General features: G+C 73.4%; 15 protein-coding genes and 1 pseudogene. 8 read left to right on the forward strand and 8 right to left on the reverse strand.

What is annotated here, in order from left to right; translation table 11 throughout:
- The first annotated feature begins 7 nt into the window (after positions 1–7).
- Positions 8–1,003: a glycoside hydrolase family 26 protein gene (locus ABZ693_RS23515; RefSeq protein ID WP_435842517.1), complete on the forward strand. Its 996-nt coding sequence runs from the start codon at positions 8–10 to the stop codon at positions 1,001–1,003.
- Here ABZ693_RS23515 and ABZ693_RS23520 read toward each other — a convergent pair.
- Positions 978–1,661: a TetR/AcrR family transcriptional regulator gene (locus ABZ693_RS23520; protein ID WP_470440685.1), complete on the reverse strand. Its 684-nt coding sequence runs from the start codon at positions 1,659–1,661 to the stop codon at positions 978–980. The genes ABZ693_RS23515 and ABZ693_RS23520 overlap by 26 nt on opposite strands.
- A 76-nt stretch (positions 1,662–1,737) precedes the next feature.
- Positions 1,738–2,433 carry a PAQR family membrane homeostasis protein TrhA gene (gene trhA / locus ABZ693_RS23525; protein ID WP_359880556.1) on the reverse strand — a complete coding sequence of 232 codons (696 nt, stop codon included), beginning with the start codon at positions 2,431–2,433 and terminating at the stop codon, positions 1,738–1,740.
- A 287-nt stretch (positions 2,434–2,720) separates the two neighbouring features.
- On the opposite strand from trhA, the gene ABZ693_RS23530 reads away from it, so the two are divergent.
- Positions 2,721–4,544 (forward strand): phosphoenolpyruvate carboxykinase (GTP), encoded by a 1,824-nt coding sequence (locus ABZ693_RS23530; protein WP_359880559.1) that lies wholly within the window; start codon positions 2,721–2,723, stop codon positions 4,542–4,544.
- A 370-nt stretch (positions 4,545–4,914) separates the two neighbouring features.
- Here the strand turns inward: ABZ693_RS23530 and ABZ693_RS23535 are convergent, their stop codons facing one another.
- Positions 4,915–5,313, reverse strand: coding sequence for an SCO4983 family protein (locus ABZ693_RS23535; protein WP_359880562.1), 399 nt, complete (start codon positions 5,311–5,313; stop codon positions 4,915–4,917).
- 105 nt (positions 5,314–5,418) lie between these two features.
- Positions 5,419–6,630: a pyridoxal phosphate-dependent aminotransferase gene (locus ABZ693_RS23540; protein WP_359880564.1), complete on the reverse strand. Its 1,212-nt coding sequence runs from the start codon at positions 6,628–6,630 to the stop codon at positions 5,419–5,421.
- Between the two features lie 130 nt (positions 6,631–6,760).
- Between ABZ693_RS23540 and ABZ693_RS23545 the strand changes: the two genes are divergently transcribed.
- A complete protein-coding gene (locus tag ABZ693_RS23545) occupies positions 6,761–7,255 on the forward strand; it encodes a hypothetical protein (RefSeq protein ID WP_359880567.1) in 495 nt (164 codons plus the stop codon).
- A gap of 55 nt (positions 7,256–7,310) precedes the next feature.
- Entirely contained in the window at positions 7,311–8,753 is a 1,443-nt protein-coding gene (gene mptB / locus ABZ693_RS23550; RefSeq protein ID WP_359880570.1) for a polyprenol phosphomannose-dependent alpha 1,6 mannosyltransferase MptB, read from the forward strand.
- A 23-nt stretch (positions 8,754–8,776) separates the two neighbouring features.
- Here mptB and ABZ693_RS23555 read toward each other — a convergent pair.
- From ABZ693_RS23555 to ABZ693_RS23565, 3 genes and pseudogenes are all read right to left on the reverse strand, one after another.
- A pseudogene (locus tag ABZ693_RS23555) lies at positions 8,777–9,007 on the reverse strand (Uma2 family endonuclease); the annotation flags it as partial.
- Between the two features lie 78 nt (positions 9,008–9,085).
- Positions 9,086–10,684: an N-acyl-D-amino-acid deacylase family protein gene (locus tag ABZ693_RS23560; protein WP_359880571.1), complete on the reverse strand. Its 1,599-nt coding sequence runs from the start codon at positions 10,682–10,684 to the stop codon at positions 9,086–9,088.
- A 16-nt stretch (positions 10,685–10,700) separates the two neighbouring features.
- Positions 10,701–11,966 carry an alanine racemase gene (locus ABZ693_RS23565; RefSeq protein WP_359880573.1) on the reverse strand — a complete coding sequence of 422 codons (1,266 nt, stop codon included), beginning with the start codon at positions 11,964–11,966 and terminating at the stop codon, positions 10,701–10,703.
- A gap of 146 nt (positions 11,967–12,112) precedes the next feature.
- On the opposite strand from ABZ693_RS23565, the gene ABZ693_RS23570 reads away from it, so the two are divergent.
- Genes ABZ693_RS23570 through ABZ693_RS23580 form a run of 3 tightly spaced genes read left to right on the forward strand, consistent with a single transcriptional unit; the run spans position 12,113 to position 14,456 of the window.
- Positions 12,113–13,216 carry a sugar kinase gene (locus ABZ693_RS23570; RefSeq protein WP_359880576.1) on the forward strand — a complete coding sequence of 368 codons (1,104 nt, stop codon included), beginning with the start codon at positions 12,113–12,115 and terminating at the stop codon, positions 13,214–13,216.
- Positions 13,213–14,049 carry an IclR family transcriptional regulator gene (locus ABZ693_RS23575; protein ID WP_359880578.1) on the forward strand — a complete coding sequence of 279 codons (837 nt, stop codon included), beginning with the start codon at positions 13,213–13,215 and terminating at the stop codon, positions 14,047–14,049. The genes ABZ693_RS23570 and ABZ693_RS23575 overlap by 4 nt, the downstream gene beginning before the upstream one ends.
- Positions 14,046–14,456 carry a RidA family protein gene (locus ABZ693_RS23580; RefSeq protein WP_359880579.1) on the forward strand — a complete coding sequence of 137 codons (411 nt, stop codon included), beginning with the start codon at positions 14,046–14,048 and terminating at the stop codon, positions 14,454–14,456. Before ABZ693_RS23575 ends, ABZ693_RS23580 begins: the two co-directional genes overlap by 4 nt.
- A 131-nt stretch (positions 14,457–14,587) precedes the next feature.
- Here the strand turns inward: ABZ693_RS23580 and ABZ693_RS23585 are convergent, their stop codons facing one another.
- Positions 14,588–16,288, reverse strand: a complete 1,701-nt coding sequence (locus ABZ693_RS23585; RefSeq protein WP_359880581.1) for a chitinase — start codon at positions 16,286–16,288, stop codon at positions 14,588–14,590.
- A 297-nt stretch (positions 16,289–16,585) separates the two neighbouring features.
- On the opposite strand from ABZ693_RS23585, the gene ABZ693_RS23590 reads away from it, so the two are divergent.
- Positions 16,586–17,515 carry a hypothetical protein gene (locus ABZ693_RS23590; protein WP_359880584.1) on the forward strand — a complete coding sequence of 310 codons (930 nt, stop codon included), beginning with the start codon at positions 16,586–16,588 and terminating at the stop codon, positions 17,513–17,515.
- The last annotated feature ends 84 nt before the right edge of the window (positions 17,516–17,599 follow it).

Consider the following 17,599-nt stretch of genomic DNA (forward strand, 5'->3'; position numbering starts at 1 on the left):
GCCGGCCGTGCCGGTCGCGATCCTCGCCGTCGTGCTGCTGCTCGTGTCGCTGGTGTGGTGGGTGTGGCCGGGACGCGGCGGCGGAGCGGACACCGGTGAGGGCGCCGACCCGGCGTGGGGCGCGCCGGCCCGGCTGACCGGGGTGCCGTCGGGTTTCTTCACCGGCTCGGACGAGACCGGGGTACGGCGGATCGCGGCCGTGGAGGCCTGGCTGGGCGGGCCGTCGCTGCGGGTCGGGCACACCTATCTGCCCGGCGACCGCTGGCCCAACATCGAGGGCCACCCCGAGCTGTTCGAGCCGTGGGCGCTGTGGAAGCAGGCCGGGCCCGGTCGGCTGTTCGTCCTCAACGTCCCCCTCCTCGACCGCAGCGAGGAGGGCCTGGACGACGCGGAGGTGCAGGACGGGCTGCGGCGCGGCGCGGCCGGGGAGTTCGACGCGCACTTCCGTACCCTCGGCGAGCGGCTCGTGGCGCACCGGCTGGCGGACACGGTCCTGGTGCTCGGCTGGGAGATGAACGGCACCACGTACGCGCACCGCTGCGCGCCGGACCCGGAGAGCTGGGTGGCGTACTGGCGGCGGGTGGTGGCGGTGCTGCGGGAGGTGCCGGGGCAGCGGTTCCGCTTCGACTTCACGCCGAGCCGCGGCCGGGACGCGATCCCGTGGCCGCGCTGCTACCCGGGCGACGACGTGGTCGACATCATCGGCATGGACGCCTACGACCAGCCGGCCGGGCTCTCCTTCGAGGAGCAGGTGGCGGAGCCGTACGGACTGGACTTCCACGCCCGGTTCGCGGCGGAGCACCGCAAACCGGTGTCGTTCCCGGAGTGGGGGCTGTTCCGCAACGGGGACGATCCGGCGTACGTACGGGGGATGCTCGACTGGTTCGCCCGGCACCGGCCCGCGTACCAGACCCTCACCGACTACTGCCCGCACGGGGTGTGGGGCTGCGCGGACAATCCGGTGTCGGGGGCGCTGGTCAGGGCCGCGCTGGGGCGGCGGTAGCGGCGCTTCCGGTGCCGGCGGAGGTGCCGGGCGCGACGTCGGGGGAGCGGAGGGTCAGGCCGGCCTGGAGGAGGTCCACGGTCCGGTCGAGGAGCGGGACCAGGTCGCCGACGCGGCCGCCGTGTTCGGCCCAGTGCACCGTGGCCTCGCGCATCGCCCCGAGGACGGCCGCGGTGAAGACCCGTACCTCCAGATCGTCGGGGGTGCGGCCGGTGCGCTCGGCGACGGCCTCGGACAGCAGTCGGCCGGTCTCGGCGGTGGTCTCGGTGAAGCGGGCGCGGACGGCGGGGACCTCGACCACGAACCGGGCGCGCAGCGTGGTCTCGTACGGTTCCTCGGCCAGGGAGGCGGCGACGGCGTCGAGGACGACGGCGCGCAGCGAGTCGAGCGGCGATTCGCCGGCCGGGCGGGCCCGCAGCCGGGCGACCAGCAGCTCGTCCTGGTCGTCGCTGAGGAGGATGTCCTCCTTGACCGGGAAGTAGCGGGCGACGGTGGAGGGGGAGACCTCGGCCGCGGCGGCGATCTGCTCCAGGGTGGTCGCCTCGTACCCCTGCTCGGCCACGAGCTGGTAGGCGGCCTTCCGGATGGCGGCGCGGGTCTTGAGCTTCTTGCGTTCGCGCAGGGTGGGGCGCGGGGAGGGGGCGGCCGAGGGGGTCATGGCGGTCATTGTGCCCGGTCCGGGGACCGGGCACAGGGGCCGGACGGGGCATATGCCCGAGCGAGGCTCGTCGCCGTCAGGCGTGCTGGTAGGCCACCAGCGAGATGCCGACGTAGTGGACGATGAACGCCACGAGGGTGAAGGAGTGGAAGACCTCGTGGAAGCCGAACCAGCGGGGCGAGGGGTTGGGGCGCTTGAAGCCGTAGACGACGCCGCCCACGCTGTAGAGCAGACCGCCGACGATCACCAGGACGAGGACGGCGATGCCGCCGGCCCGCATGAAGTCCGGCAGGAAGAAGACGGCGGCCCAGCCCATCGCGAGGTAGCAGGGCGTGTACAGCCAGCGCGGGGCGCCGACCCAGAAGACCCGGAACACGATCCCGGCCGCGGCCGCCGCCCAGACCGCCCAGAGCAGGGGGCGGCCGGTGGACTCGGGGAGCAGCAGCAGGGTCAGCGGGGTGTAGGTGCCCGCGATGATCAGGAAGATGTTCGCGTGGTCGAGCCGCCGCAGCACCGCCTCGCCGCGCGCGGACCAGTTGCCGCGGTGGTAGAGGGCGCTGATGCCGAACAGCAGGCACGCGGTCAGCACGTAGACGCCGCAGGCGATCCGGGCGCGCGGCGAGTCGGCGAGGGCGACGAGGACGAGCCCCGCGACGATCACGGCGGGGAACATCCCGGCGTGCAGCCAGCCTCGGAGTCTCGGCTTGAGGGGGAGCGGCTGCGGCAGCGCCGGGCGCTGCTCCGCGGTGGTGAGGTCCGGCGAGGCTGTCATGCCTACGCATGCTACCTACGCATGCGTAAGTTCCCTGTACCGGTGGTCGCCTCGTACGCGCGCGAACGAGCCGGAATCCGGGGGAACACGCGCGGGAACGACGGGTGCGGCAGGTGGTTGCGGTGAGCAACGAGTGGCGATGCTCACGTGTGAGGCCCCCTGGACATATGGGCGGAAGCGTCGGATGATCAAATGAGTGCGGTCGGCACCGGATGAGCGCTACGAAGCATCCGGGTCGCAGCCCCCAAGGGGCATGACATCTGAAAACCCCTCTTCAAGGAGCAATCGTGGCGCGCGACAACGCGGCTCCCTCCACCGTCCCCACCCAGCACCAGGAGCTGATCTCCTGGGTCGACCAGATCGCCGAGATCACCCAGCCCGACCGCGTCGTCTGGTGCGACGGGTCCGAGGCGGAGTACGAGCGTCTCGCCGAGGAGCTCGTCGCCAAGGGGACCTTCAAGAAGCTCGACCCGGTCAAGCGCCCGAACTCGTACTACGCCGCCTCCGACCCGACCGACGTCGCGCGCGTCGAGGACCGGACCTACATCTGCTCCGAGAAGGAGGAGGACGCGGGTCCGACGAACAACTGGATGGCCCCGGCGGAGATGCGTGAGCTCTTCGCGGGCGACCAGGGCATCTTCCGCGGCTCCATGAAGGGCCGCACCATGTACGTCGTGCCCTTCTGCATGGGCCCGGTCGGCTCCCCGCTCTCCGCCATCGGCGTCGAGATCACCGACTCCGCGTACGTCGCGGTCTCCATGCGCACCATGACCCGCATGGGCCAGGCCGTCCTCGACGAGCTCGGCACCGACGGCTTCTTCGTGAAGGCCGTCCACACCCTCGGCGCCCCGCTCGCGGAGGGCCAGGAGGACGTGCCGTGGCCGTGCAACACCACCAAGTACATCTCGCACTTCCCCGAGAGCCGTGAGATCTGGTCGTACGGCTCGGGCTACGGCGGCAACGCCCTGCTCGGCAAGAAGTGCTACGCGCTGCGCATCGCGTCCGTCATGGCGCGCGACGAGGGCTGGCTGGCCGAGCACATGCTCATCCTCAAGCTGACCCCGCCGCAGGGCGAGGCCAAGTACGTCGCCGCCGCCTTCCCGTCGGCCTGCGGCAAGACCAACCTCGCCATGCTCGAGCCGACCATCCCCGGCTGGACCGTGGAGACCATCGGCGACGACATCGCCTGGATGCGCTTCGGTGAGGACGGCCGCCTCTACGCGATCAACCCCGAGGCCGGCTTCTTCGGCGTCGCGCCCGGCACCGGCGAGCACACCAACGCCAACGCCATGAAGACCATGTGGGGCAACTCCGTCTTCACGAACGTCGCGCTCACCGACGACGGCGACGTGTGGTGGGAGGGCATGACCGAAGAGCTGCCCAAGCACCTCATCGACTGGAAGGGCAACGACTGGACCCCGGAGTCCGGGACCCCGGCCGCCCACCCGAACTCGCGCTTCACCGTCCCGGCCTCGCAGTGCCCGATCATCGCCCCGGAGTGGGAGGACCCGAAGGGTGTGCCGATCTCGGCGATCCTCTTCGGTGGCCGCCGCGCCTCCGCCGTGCCGCTGGTGACCGAGTCCTTCGACTGGAATCACGGCGTCTACCTCGGTGCCAACGTGGCCTCCGAGAAGACCGCCGCCGCCGAGGGCAAGGTCGGCGAGCTGCGCCGCGACCCGTTCGCCATGCTGCCGTTCTGCGGCTACAACATGGGCGACTACATGGCGCACTGGATCAAGATCGGCGAGTCGGCGGACGCCGCCAAGCTGCCGAAGATCTACTACGTCAACTGGTTCCGCAAGAACGACGCCGGCAAGTTCGTCTGGCCCGGCTTCGGCGAGAACAGCCGTGTCCTGAAGTGGATCGTCGAGCGCCTCAACGGCAAGGCCGAGGGTGTCGAGACCCCCATCGGCGTCCTGCCGACGAAGGACGCCCTGGACACCGAGGGCCTGGACCTGTCCGACGAGGACCTGGACTTCCTGCTCACCGTCGACAAGGACGTGTGGCGCGAGGAGGCCGGTCTGGTTCCGGCGCACCTGGAGACCTTCGGCGAGCACACGCCGAAGGAGCTGTGGGACCAGTACAACGCGCTCGTCGAGCGCCTGGGCTGAGCCCCGTGACCGCTGCCGCCGGGCTCACGGCGGCAGCGGCACCCTGAGAACTCGTGGCGGGTTGCCCCGATTTCCGCCCTGACCAGTGGGGTCACGACGGCCCGTCACGACGCGAACGACCCCCGGAGCCCCCTCACGGCTCCGGGGGTCGGCGCATGTCCGCGTCCGGTTCGCGCGCGTTCCGTGTTCGTGGCCGTTCCGCGCGGTGCGCGCGGGCGGGGCGCCGCGATGTGCCGTCGTCGACGCCGCTTTCCAGTCGACGGTGCCGCGCGGGGAGCGGACCGCCCCGGTCACGCCCTGACCTCGCGTGGGGAACGCGATGGGTGGCGCCCGGTCCGCGCTGCGTCGGCGCAGCGCGGACCGGGGCCGATCAGGGGGCGCCGACCAGGGAGTCCCCGGCGAGCGCCGCGGTGTGCGCGTCCATGCGCTCGGCGGCGAGGATCGCGGCGGTCGTGTCGGCCCGGGAGGCCGCGACCACCAGCGCCCGGCCCGCGAGGGCGTGCGCCTTGCGGTGCAGTGCTCCGGCGGGCGCGCCGCTCAGTCCCGCGTGCCGCGCCGGAGGGGTGCCGCGCAGCCGCGCGACCTGCCGGGCGATCAGCTCGCCGGCCGCGTGGTCGCCCAGCTCGTCGGTGACGGCGAGCAGGGCGGCGAGGTGTCCGGCGAGCTGGATGTCCAGCTCTTCCTCACGCGAGCGGTGCGGGAAGTCGAGCCGGTCGTAGGACTCGTCGGCCGTCCGGTGGACCGACTTGGCGCGGATCGGTTCGTACATGCGGCGGCCTCCTGCCCGGTTGCTCTGAGAGCATCCTAGCTTGGATTCCGTCTAAAGTTGAGCCATGTCCGAAATGGGGTGCGGGGTGGTGTGACGCGAGCGGGATCAGCGCTGGCTGTAGCCGTCCAGGAAGGTTCCGATCCGGGTGACCGCGTCCGCCAGATCCACCGCGGCGGGCAGTGTCACGATCCGGAAGTGGTCCGGCTCGTGCCAGTTGAAGCCCGTCCCGTGCACCACCATGATCTTCTCGGCCCGCAGCAGGTCCAGGACCATCTGCCGGTCGTCCTTGATCTTGTAGACGTTCGGGTCGAGGCGCGGGAACAGATACAGCGCGCCCCTCGGCTTCACACACGTCACGCCCGGGATCCGGGTCAGCAGCTCGTACGCCGTGTCCCGCTGTTCGAGCAGCCGGCCGCCCGGCTGCACCAGCTCGTCGATCGACTGCCGCCCCTGGAGCGCGGCGGCCACCGCGTGCTGCGCCGGCATGTTGGCGCACAGCCGCATGTTGGCGAGGATCGTCAGGCCCTCGATGTACGAGGAGGCGTGCGCCTTCGGACCGCAGACCGCGAGCCAGCCGGAGCGGAAGCCCGCCACCCGGTAGTTCTTGCTCATCCCGTTGAAGGTCAGCACCATCAGGTCGGGGGCGATCGCGGCGGTCGGGGTGTGCGTCGCGCCGTCGTAGAGGATCTTGTCGTAGATCTCGTCCGAGCAGACCACCAGCTGGTGGCGGCGGGCGATGTCGGTGAGCGCCCGCAGCATCTCGTCGTCGTAGACGGCGCCGGTCGGGTTGTTCGGGTTGATGATCACGATCGCCTTGGTGCGGTCGGTGATCTTCCGCTCGATGTCCTCCAGGTCCGGCATCCAGTCCGCCTGCTCGTCGCAGCGGTAGTGCACGGCCGTACCGCCCGCGAGCGACACCGACGCCGTCCACAGTGGATAGTCCGGCGCCGGGACCAGCACCTCGTCGCCGTCGTCGAGCAGCGCCTGCATGGACATCTGGATCAGCTCGGAGACGCCGTTGCCGAGATAGATGTCCTCTATCGACAGCGGGACGCCCTTGGTCTCGTAGTGGCTCATCACCGCGCGCCGCGCGGACAGCAGCCCCTTCGCGTCGCCGTAGCCGTGCGCGCCGGAGAGGTTGCGCAGCATGTCCTCGAGGATGGCGGGCGGGCACTCGAAACCGAAGGCGGCCGGGTTACCGGTGTTGAGCTTGAGGATGCGGTGCCCCGCCGCCTCCAGCCGCATCGCCTCTTCGAGGACCGGGCCCCGGATTTCGTAACAGACGTTGGCGAGCTTCGTGGACTGGATCACCTGCATGACGCGAGCTTACGGCGGTGCGGGGCGCGGCGCGCCGTGTTCTGGGACACGTCGCCCGGAGGGAGGCGGGGGAGGAGGCGTGGGTGTGGCGATGTCGCGCATCCTGTCGTGCTCCCTACAATCACGGCTTGTGAGCCAGTACGACACGGGGGGCGGCGAGCCTCCGAGACGACGCCGCGGCGAGGGCCGGGAGCAAGCACGGGAAACGGGACGGGAGCGGGGCCGGCGCCGGCACGCGACGAAGCGCCGGGGGCCCGGACCGCTGTGGGTGATCGGCAGCGGCGCCGTCGTCGCGGTCGGTGTTCTCGCCGCCGTCACCTCGCTCGACTCCGGACCGGCACCGCGCCCGCCCGCGGTGGACGACGGCGGACGGCCAGGGATGCCCGCGCTGATCAAGCAGGACCGCGCGCCGTCGCCCGGGAAGGACCCCGGCACCGCCACGCCTTCCGCGCCGGCGCTCGGCGCGACCGGTACCGCCCGCCCCGCGACCGCGCGGCCGTCCGCCACCACCGACGTACCGTCGTCGCCCGCCGCCGTCCCGCCCGGTGCGACCGCGACCGCGCCGGCCACCCAGTACCCGGGGAAGTCCGGCTCCGCGCCCGGCATCCGGAAGAAGCGGGGATAGGCGAGTCCGCCCCGGGACCGCGGGGGCGGGCGGGCCGCAGGTAGGTTGTCCCGTCATGTGGGTTTTCTCCGCCGCCGGATGCCGGTGGCTCGGCGCGGCCGGTTCGCTCGCCGTCACCGCCGGCGGCTGGACCGCCGGAGCCCTGCCCGTACGCGGCGGGGCCGGCCTGTGGCAGCCGCACGGGCCCGCGGCCACGACGGCCGGCGCGATCCTCGCGTACCTCGGACTGACCCTGCTGCTCGCCGCCTGGTGGCAGTACGGGCGGCTGCTGCGCGCCGGGGACCCGGGTTCCCGGGGCGGGACCCTGACGACCCTCGGGCTGTGGGCCGGGCCGCTCGTGCTCGCCCCGCCGCTGCACAGCGCCGACGTCTACAGCTACATCGCCCAGGGCGCGATGGTCCTCGAAGGCCACGACGTGTACGGGGCCGGGCCCGCTGTGCTCACCCCCGGTGAGCTGGGGTTCGACGCCGCCGCGTCCGTCGGCGGCCACTGGACGGACACCCCCGCCCCGTACGGACCGGCCTTCCTCGTCCTCGCCGAGGCGGTGGTGAAACTGACCGGCGGCTCGGTCGTGCCCGCCGTCCTCGGCATGCGGCTGATCGCCCTTGGGGCCTTGGCCCTGATCGTCTGGGCGGTACGGGGGCTGGGCGGCGGGCCCGGTGCGCTGTGGCTCGCCGCGCTCAACCCGCTGCTCCTCGTCCACGTCGTCGCCGGGACGCACAACGACGGGCTCATGATCGGCCTGCTGCTGGCCGGTGTGCTGCTCGCGGTGCGCGGGCGGTGGGTGGCGGGCAGCGCCGTCGTCGGTCTCGCGGTGATGGTGAAGTCGCCGGCGGCGCTCGGACTGCTCTTCATCGGCGTCCTGGTCGCCCGGCGGCGCGGCGGGGCCGCGGGAGTGGCGCGCGGGCTCGTGCTGCCCGGGGCGGTGGCCGCCGCGGTCTCCGCCGGGGCGACGCTGCTCGCCGGGACCGGCTTCGGCTGGCTGCGTACCCAGAGCGTCGCCGCCACCATCCACACCGCCCTGTCCGCGACCAGCGACCTCGGTCTCGGCCTCGGACTGCTCGTCGCGGACGACCCCGATCCGGTGAAGGGCGTGGTGCGGCAACTGGGCCTGGCGGCGGCCGTCGCGGTCATCGCCGTCGTGGCGTGGCGCGCGTGGCGGGGCCGGATCGACGTGCTCCTCGGGCTCGGGATCTCGCTGCTGGTGCTGGTCGCGCTGTCGCCGATGGTGCAGCCCTGGTACCTGCTGTGGGGGACGTGCGTGGTCGCGGCGGTCGCGTGGGACGGGCGGCTGGGCTGGTTCCTGGCGGTGCTGTGCGGCGCGCTGACCTACGAGACGGCCCCCTCCGGGCACACCCCCTGGTACGGCTTCGTTCTCGCCGCCCTCGCCCTGACGGTGGGTCTCCTCCTGCCGCGCGTCGCCCCGCTCGACGCGTCCTCGCCCGCCGCGATCCCGGGCCCGTGCACGGTGCCGCGCCGGCCGGCGGACCGGCACTGACCGGGGGCGGGAACGGGGCCGCGTCAGACCAGGTCGGCGGTGTCGAGGTCCAGGCCGAAGGGCTCGGGCAACCGGACCCGGGCCCCGAAGGGGTGCGGGCCGTCCACGCGCGTGTAGCCGAGCCCGCCGGGCTCGGAGTACACGGTCACGCTCTTCTCCTGCCGGTCCACGACGAGGTAGAGCGGGGCGCGGTACTCGGCGTACCGCTCGCGCTTCACGATGCGGTCGGTGTCCGCGTGCGAGTCCGAGGCGACGGCCGACGCTACCGCCCACCCGCCGGCCGGAGGGCAAGCCTTCACCCGTACGGGCGGGCGCGGGCTTCGTGCGCGCCTCTACGCGACCGGCGTACGCCGGATCGCGCGCCCTGGAAGTGCCTGTGTGCGGCGGCCGTCCTCGATGACGAACTCGCCCGCCACCAGCACGTGCGGGATGCCCGTCGGCAGGGTGCGCGGGTGGGCGTAGGTGGCGCCGGAGGCGACCGTCGCCGGGTCGAAGAGGACGAGGTCGGCGACGTACCCCTCGCGCACCCGTCCCCGGTCCGGGAGCCGGAGACGGGCCGCCGGGCGTGAGGTCAGGTGGGCCACGCACTCCTCCAGGGACAGCACGCCCTCGTCGCGGACGTAGCGCCCCAGGTACTCCGGGAACGTGCCGTACGCGCGCGGGTGCGGCTTGGCGCCCTGGAGGATGCCGTCGGAGCCGCCCGTGTGCGCCGGGTGCCGCATGATCGCGCGGACGTTCTCCTCGTGGCCCACGTGCTGCAGGATCGTCGGCCCGAGCCGGTCCGCGAGCAGCAGCCGACGGGCCGCCGGCCAGCCGTCGAGGCGCCGGCCCACCGCGTCCGCGAGGGCCGGGTCCGTCACGCCGGAGATCTCGATCGTGTCCCAGTCCATCGGCACACCGTGGCAGCCGTCGGAGCCGGTGACCTCCAGGTGGTGCCGGATGCGTTCGGCCGTCGCGTCGTCCCGCAGCCGCGCGAGCAGCGCCTCCGGTCCGCCCTCGTGCGCCCAGCTCGGCAGCACGGCCGCCAGGGTCGTACAGCCGGGGGTGTACGGGTACGTGTCGAGGGTGATGTCCGCGCCCGCCGCCAGCGCCTCGTCGAGCAGCGCGAGCAGCTCGCCCGCCCGGCCCTTGTTCACGCCGAAGTTCATGGTGGCGTGGGCGAGATGGAGCGCGCAGCCCGCCTCGCGGGTCAGCCGCACCATCTCCTCGTACGCGGTCAGCGCGCCCGCGCCGTAGGAGCGGTGGTGCGGGCAGTAGTAGCCGCCGTAGCGGGCCACGACCCGGCAGAGCGCGGTGAGTTCGGCGTCCGGCGCGTACATGCCGGGGGCGTAGGTGAGGCCCGAGGACAGGCCGACGGCGCCCTGCTCCAGGCCCTCGGCGACGAGCGCGCGCATCCGGTCGAGCTCGGCGCCGGTCGCGGGCCGGTCCGCCCAGCCCATGGCGTACATCCGGACCGTGCCCTGGGGGATCAGATACGCGGCGTTGACGGCGATGCCCCGGCCGCCGTGGGCGGTGTCGAGGCGGTCCAGGTAGCCGCCGACCGTACGCCAGTCGAGGTCGACGTCGCCCGCGTCGCCGTTCCAGCCCGCGATCGCCGCCCGTATCTCGCCGAGCGTGCGGTCGTCGGCCGGGGCATATGACAGGCCGTCCTGGCCCAGGACTTCGAGGGTCACGCCCTGCGCGGCCTTCGCGCCGTGGTCCGGGTCGCGCAGCAGCGCGAGGTCGCTGTGGGCGTGCATGTCGATGAAGCCGGGGGCGAGGACGAGCCCCTCGGCGTCGATCACCCGGCGGGCGGTCGGACGCTGGCAGCCGGCCGCGGCGCCCTCCTTGACGATCGCGGCGATCCGGCCGCCGTCGAGCGCGACGTCGGCGCGGTAGGAGGGCGCGCCGGTGCCGTCGACGACCTCGGCGTCCTGGAAGACGAGATCCACCTGGGGCTCCTCCCGATCAGAAGAAGGTGCGGATGTAGTCGACGACCGTGCCGTCCGCCTCGACCAGCGGGATCAGCTGCCACTTGTCGAAGGACGTGCACGGGTGGGACAGGCCCATCCCGACCCAGTCGCCGACCTCCAGCTCGGCGCCCTCCTCCGTCCGCACCCACGCGTGCTGGTCGGAGAGGCCGGTGACGGTGATGCCGTCGGCCGGGCGGATCGCGCCGGTGCGGGCGTCGCGGACGACCTGGGCCTCGGGCAGGTGGAGGTCGTGGGCCGCGTCGCGCTTGCCCGCGTTGGTGAACGCCTGCGCGCCGGTGGGCCGGGAGACGACCTGCGACCAGAGCCGGAACGCCGGCTGGAGCGCGCCCTCCTCCGGGATCCGGTTGAAGGGGGTCTTCTCGCGGTACTGGCCGTCGTCGTGGGAGACGTACGCGCCGGAGCGCAGCAGCTTCAGGACCGGGCGGGAGAGACCGGGGAGGTCGGCGAAGACCTCCGCGACCGCGTCGAACCAGGCGCTGCCGCCCGCGCTGACCACGATCTCCTCGACGTCCGCGCCGAAGCGGCCCGCCTTGTCGAAGCCGGCGGCCAGCGCGGTCAGCCGGCGCAGCCAGGCCCGGACCCGCTCCGGGTCGCCGTCGGGCACCTCGCCCTCGTAGCCGGCCACGCCGACGAGCCGGAGGGTGCGGGTGGCGGCGACCGCGTCGGCGACGGCGGCGCAGTCGGCCTCGGTACGGGCACCGGTGCGGGCCCCGTCGCCGGCGCCCAGCTCGACGACGACGTCCAGGGCGCGGCGCGCGCCGGCCTCGGTCAGGGCCTGGTCCATCAGCTCGGCACCGCGCACCGAGTCGACGTAACAGACCAGCCGGAAGCCGGGGTCGGCGTCGAGTTCGGCGGCGATCCAGCGCAGCGCGACGGGGTCGACGACCTCGTTGGCGAGGAAGATCCGGGCGACGCCGTGGGCGCGGTAGACGCGGACCTGGTGGGGGACGGCGGCGGTGATGCCCCAGGCGCCGTGCGCGATCTGGCGGTCGAACAGCTGCGGCGCCATGGAGGTCTTGCCGTGCGGTGCGAACGCGAGGCCGTGGCGCTCGGCGTACTCCTCCAGGAGGCGCAGGTTGTGCGCGACGGACTCGGCGGAGAGCGCGAGGACGGGGGTGGTGAAGCCGCCGGTGAAGAGATTGCGGCGTTGGGCGGCGAGTTCGCCGACGGTCAGGCCCTCGGCGTCGGGCGGCAGCGCTTTGAAACGGTGGTCGACGCGCTCGCTGGCCAGGTCCGGCACGAAGGTTCCTCCTCGACGGGGCGGATCAGTCGTTGCATTGTCTGCAACGCCCGTTGCGTGTACCGCTCACGATTGTCTAACATCCGGCCCGACGCCGGGTCAATGGACCCGCGTCGTCCCGTCCTCCCGCGCGAAGGAGCCCGCAGGTGACCGGCACCCCGCCGCCCGACGTCGTCTGCCTCGGCGAGTCCATGGTGACCTTTCTGCCCACCCGGCCGGGCCGCCTCGCCGACGTTCCCTCCTTCGACCGGGGCATCGGCGGCGCCGAGTCCAACGTCGCCTGCGCCCTCGCCGCCCTGGGACACCGCGCCCGCTGGGTGGGGCGGGTCGGCCGCGACGGCTTCGGCGACCACCTGACCGAGGCGATCGGGGCGTACGGGGTCGACGTCTCCGCCGTCGTCCGCGACCCCGGCCGGCCCACCGGCGTCTACTTCCGCACCGCCACCGACCGGGCCGGCGCCGCGCACGAGGTCGCGTACTACCGGGCCGGGTCGGCCGCCTCCGCGATGGGGCCCGCGAACGTCCCGTACGACAGCGTCACCGACGGCCGGATCCTCCACCTGACCGGCATCACCCCCGCGCTGTCCGCCTCCTGCCTCGACCTCGTACGCGGCCTCCTCGCCCGGCGGCCCGGCCGCCCGCCGCTGGTCTCCTTCGACGTCAACTTCCGGCCCCGGCTGTGGCACGACCGGACGGAGGCCGGCCGGGTGCTGCGCGACCTCGCGCGCGGCGCCGACCTCGTCTTCGTCGGCGCGGACGAGGCGCGCGAGCTGTGGGGGTTGACGAGCGTCGGCGCCATCGCCGAGGCGCTCGACGGGCCGCGGCTCCTCGTGGTCAAGCTCGGGCGGGGCGGAGCCGTCGTCTTCGACCGCGGGCCGGACCGCGGGCCGGGCTCGCACCCTGCGGACGGCACCACGCCCGCCGATCCGGATGGCACCGCCGCGGTGGATCCGTTCGGCACCGCGCTGCACGTCCGCGCCCCGCGCGTCGACATCGTCGCGCCCGTCGGGGCCGGGGACGCCTTCGCCGCCGGGTTCCTGTCCGGCACCCTGCGCGGGCTCGACCCGAAGTCCCGCGTCCGGCTCGGGCATCTGACGGCCGCCGCCGCGCTCACCGTCCCCGGCGACGTCGCCGTCCCCGCCCGGCGCGCCCGCACCGACCGGCTGGCGGCGCTCGACGACCGCGCCTGGGAGAGACTGCGTCTCGGCCCCGGCTGGACGGGGGACGATCAGGAGGTACGTACGTCATGAGCCAGACCGTCGACCGCGCGCTCAGCATCCTGCCGCTGCTCGCGCGGGGACCCGCCGATCTCGGGCAGGTCGCCGGGCGGCTCGGCGTCCACAAGTCGACCGCGCTGCGGCTGCTGCGCACCCTGCGCGAGCACGGCCTCGTCTACCGGCAGCGGGACCAGCGCTACCGGCTCGGCGCCGGGCTGTTCGCGCTCGCGCAGGAAGCCGTCGAGAACCTCGACGTCCGCGAGATCGCCCACCCCCACCTCGCCGCGCTCAACGAGCGGACCGGGCACACCGTGCACCTCGCGGTCCGCGAGGAGGGCGAGGTCCTCTACATCGACAAGGTCGAGAGCCGCTACCCGGTGCGGATGTACTCCCGGATCGGCAAGCCCGTCGCGGTCACCGTCGCCGCCGTCGCCAAGCTGCTCCTCGCCGACCTGCCCGAGCCCGAGCGGCGGGCGCTGGCCGCCCGGCTCGACTACCCGCGCTACACGTCCCGTTCGACGCCGGACGCCGCCGCCTTCCTCACGGAGCTGGCGACCGTACGCGCGCAGGGCTGGGCCACCGACCTCGGCGGCCACGAGGAGTCCATCAACTGCGTCGCCGCGCCGATCCGCGGCGCCGACGGCCGGGTCGTCGCCGCGATGTCGGTCTCGGCGCCCAACGTGGTCGTCACGGCGGACGAACTCCTCGCCCTGCTCCCGCTGGTGCGGCGGACGGCCGAGGACATCAGCGCCGAGTACTCGGGCGCGCACACCCTCAACGGGACCCCGCACGACCTGGAAGCCCCGCAAGCCCCGCAAGCCCCGCAAGCCCCGCAAGTCACGGACACCCCGAAGGACGACGCATGACCGAGAAGATCGCGCTCACCCCCGCCACCCACACCGCCCCGCCCGCCCGGTTCTCGCACGGGGTGAAGAAGGGGAACATCCTCCAGGTCGCCGGTCAGGTCGGCTTCCTGCCCGCAGTCGCCGGGCAGCCGCCGGTGACGGCCGGTCCGACGCTGCGCGAGCAGACCCTCCAGACCTTCGCCAACGTCAAGGCGATCCTGGAGGAGGGCGGCGCGAGCTGGGACGACGTGATGATGATGCGCGTCTACCTCACCGACGTCGCCCACTTCGCCGAGATGAACGAGATCTACGACGCGTACTTCGAGGAGCAGGGCCTCACCGCCCCCGCCGCGGCCCGCACCACGGTCTACGTCGGCCTGCCCAAGGGGCTGCTCATCGAGATCGACGCGCTCGCCGTCCTGGGCTGAGCCGCCCCGCCCGTATCCCCGGGAAACCCGAAGCGCCGCCGGGGGAGCGGCGGCGCTTCGAGGTGGGCCCCCGGGGGAGTGTGGGGTTCCCCCGGGGGAGCGAAGGGGCGGATCTACGGGAGTTACGGGAGTTACGGGAGGGCGTGGACGTACGGGCCGACCGCGTTCGACCAGGCGTTCCCGGCCGTCGCGTCCCAGTTCGTCGACCAGGTCATCGCACCGCGGATGCCCGGGTAGGTCCGCGACGGCTTGAAGGAGCCGCAACTCGTGGTCCTGGCCAGGCAGTCGAGGGCGTTCTTCACGACCGACGGGTCGACGTAGCCGCTGCCCGCGCCGCGCGACGAGGCGGGCACGCCGATGCCGACCTGGGAGGCGTCCAGGCCGCCTTCGAGCTGGATGCAGGCGAGCGCGGTGAGGAAGTCCACCGAGCCCTGGCTGTACACCTTGCCGTCGCAGCCGAGCATCGCACCGCTGTTGTAGTACTGGGTGTTGACCACCGTGAGGATGTCCTTCACGGCGAGCGCGGTCTTGAAGTACTCGGTGCCGGTCGACTGCATGTCGAGCGTCTGCGGCGCCATCGTCAGGACCATGCCGGAGCCCGCCTTGGCCGACAGCCGGCGCAACGCCTTCGACAGGTAGGTCGCGTTGACGCCGTGCTCCAGGTCGATGTCGACGCCGTTGAAGCCGTACTCCTGCATCAGGCCGTACGCGCTGTCGGCGAACGCGGCCGCGGTCGCGTCGCTGTTGATGGTGACGTTGCCCAACTCGCCGCCCACGGACAGGATCACCGACTTGCCGGCCGCCTTCTTGGCCGCGATGTCGGCCTTGAAGTCGGCGGTCGACGCGTAGCCGACGGCCGGGTCGAGGGTGAAGCCGATCCGGCCCGGGGTGGTCGTCGACTCGGCGAAGGAGACCGCGATGATGTCGTACGAGGACGGCACGTCGCGCAGCTTCTGCACGGTGGCGCCGTTGTCGAAGTTCTGCCAGTAGCCGGTGACCGCGTGCTTGGGCACGGCCGGGCCGGGGTTGGGCGGGGTGCCCGTGTCCGACGTCCTCGCCGGCACCGCCGCCGACTTGGGGGACTCGCCCGCCGCGTTGGTGGCGCTCACCTGGAACTGGTACGAGGTGTTCGCGGTCAGCCCGGAGACGGTGGCCGAGGTGCCGCTCACGGTGGTCGCGAGGGCGCCGTCGCGGTACACCTTGTAGCCCGTCGCGCCGGAGACCGCGCCCCAGGTGAGGTCGACCGAGGACGAGGTCACGGTGCCCGCGGCGAGCCCGGCCGGCGCGCCCGGGATCGACGGACCCGGGTCCGTACCGCCGCCGCCGTCGGGGCCGAAGACGTTCACGTCGTCGACGGAGTAGGCGGCCGTGCCGTACCACCCGTGCGTGTAGACCTGCACGGACGTGGTGGACGGGCCGGCGGTGAAGGTGGTCGTCAGCTGCTTCCAGGCGCCGCTGTCCGGCGTCCAGGTGGACACGTCGGTGGTGCCGGTGCCGCGGGCGCCGAGGTAGGCGTACCCGCCCTGCACCCACGCGCTCAGCGTGTACGTCGAGCCGGGCTTCACGGCCACGGTCTGGACGCACTCGGCGTTGTTCGCACCGGCCGGCGTGGCGCGCAGGGCGCCGGTGCCGGTGCGGACGGGTGACGAGACGGCGGTGCCGGTGCCGCCGGCACAGGACCAGCCGGCGAGACCGTTCTCGAAACCGGCGTTCTTGGCGACGTTGATGTCGCCGGCGGCGGCCTGGGCGGTGCCGGTCACGGCGACCGTGCCGGCGAGGGAGAGCCCGGCGCTGACGGCGAGCGCCAGCGCGGCTCGGGTGGTGCGCTCCACGTGCTGCCTCCGATGGGGGATGGGGGAGGGGAGGTGCGCGGAACAAGTTGGTCCAGACCAATTGGGTTGTCAAGACCTCTGGCAGAGACCACCGTTCGGGCGGGCCGGTGACCGGTGCGCGCGAGACGGCGGAACGGAAGGGCGACAACAGCCATCAAATTGGCTGAGCTTGGAGGATTGTGTGTTCAGTACTCCAGGGGCCTGGATAAAGTGCAGGGGCGGTAACGCCGCAAACGCGGGTAGTGATCACCAGGTGGTCAGTGAGCTTTGAGGGATCGAGGGATCGGGGAGCCCGACGTGCCGACAGCGATCGCGGTCACGAGCGCCGACCTGGTGCTGCCGCCGACCGACCCCCGCACCCCGCCGGCGGCCGTGCTGCCCGGCCCCGACGCGCGGCCGCTGGACGCCGCGCTCGTCGACGTACGCCAGCTGCTCGACCAGCACGGGCACCTGGTCGTCGTCTGCCCCGACGCCGCGCCGCCCGCGACCGTCCAACGCCTGTACGCCGTACGGGCCCTGCTCGAATCCGACCGGATCGCGATCGTCCGCACCGCCCTGCCGCCGCTCGGCGCCGCCGTCCTGGTCCGCCAGCTCCGGCAGCTGTCCGCCTGCGACTTCAGCCCCGGCGTGCTGGCCTCCGCCGCCCGGCTGCTCACCCACTACGTCTACGCGGGCGCCGTCCTCGGCTCCGTCGCCAAGCTCGACCACGTACCCGTCGGACTCGGCTCCCACCTCAAGGGCTGGCTGCCCGGCGCCCACTTCGCGGTCCTCGCCGGGCCCACGCCCCAGCTCGTCCGCCTCCCGGGCGGCGGAGGCGGCAGCGGCCATCGCGCGGCGGACGGTGAACAGCTCGCCGGGCCCGAGTTCGCCACCGACCTCGTCGTCGCCCGCGGCCAGCTCCAGAGCGACTGGCCCACCGCCACGCTCGGCCCGCGCTGGCGGGTCCGCGCCGTCCAGGAGGCCCCGCTGCCCGAGTCCTCGGCGCGCTGGTGGGGCACCGGGCGCCTGGTCGAGTTCACCGCGTACCTGCCCGACCTGAACGTCCTGCACCAACTCGTCACCTCCGTACGGCGCGAGACCTGCCACTGGTGCCGGATGGAACTCCTCGGCGACCGCTGCGGCTTCTGCGCCGCGCCGCTGCCCCCGGCCGAAGCCGCCGCCCCGGCGCTCGCCGCCCCCGCCGCCCGTACCGCCATCGGCCCAGGCCCGGGCGCAGCCCCTCGCTAGCCCCCGCCGGTCCCGGTCCGTGGATCCGCTCACAGGCCCGCCCGCCGATCCGCCCGTCACCCCCGTCCGTCGCGTCACCCGTCC

Origin of the sequence: Streptomyces laurentii, from assembly GCF_040635425.1 — a bacterium.
GTDB classification, from domain to species: Bacteria; Actinomycetota; Actinomycetes; order Streptomycetales; family Streptomycetaceae; genus Streptomyces; species Streptomyces laurentii.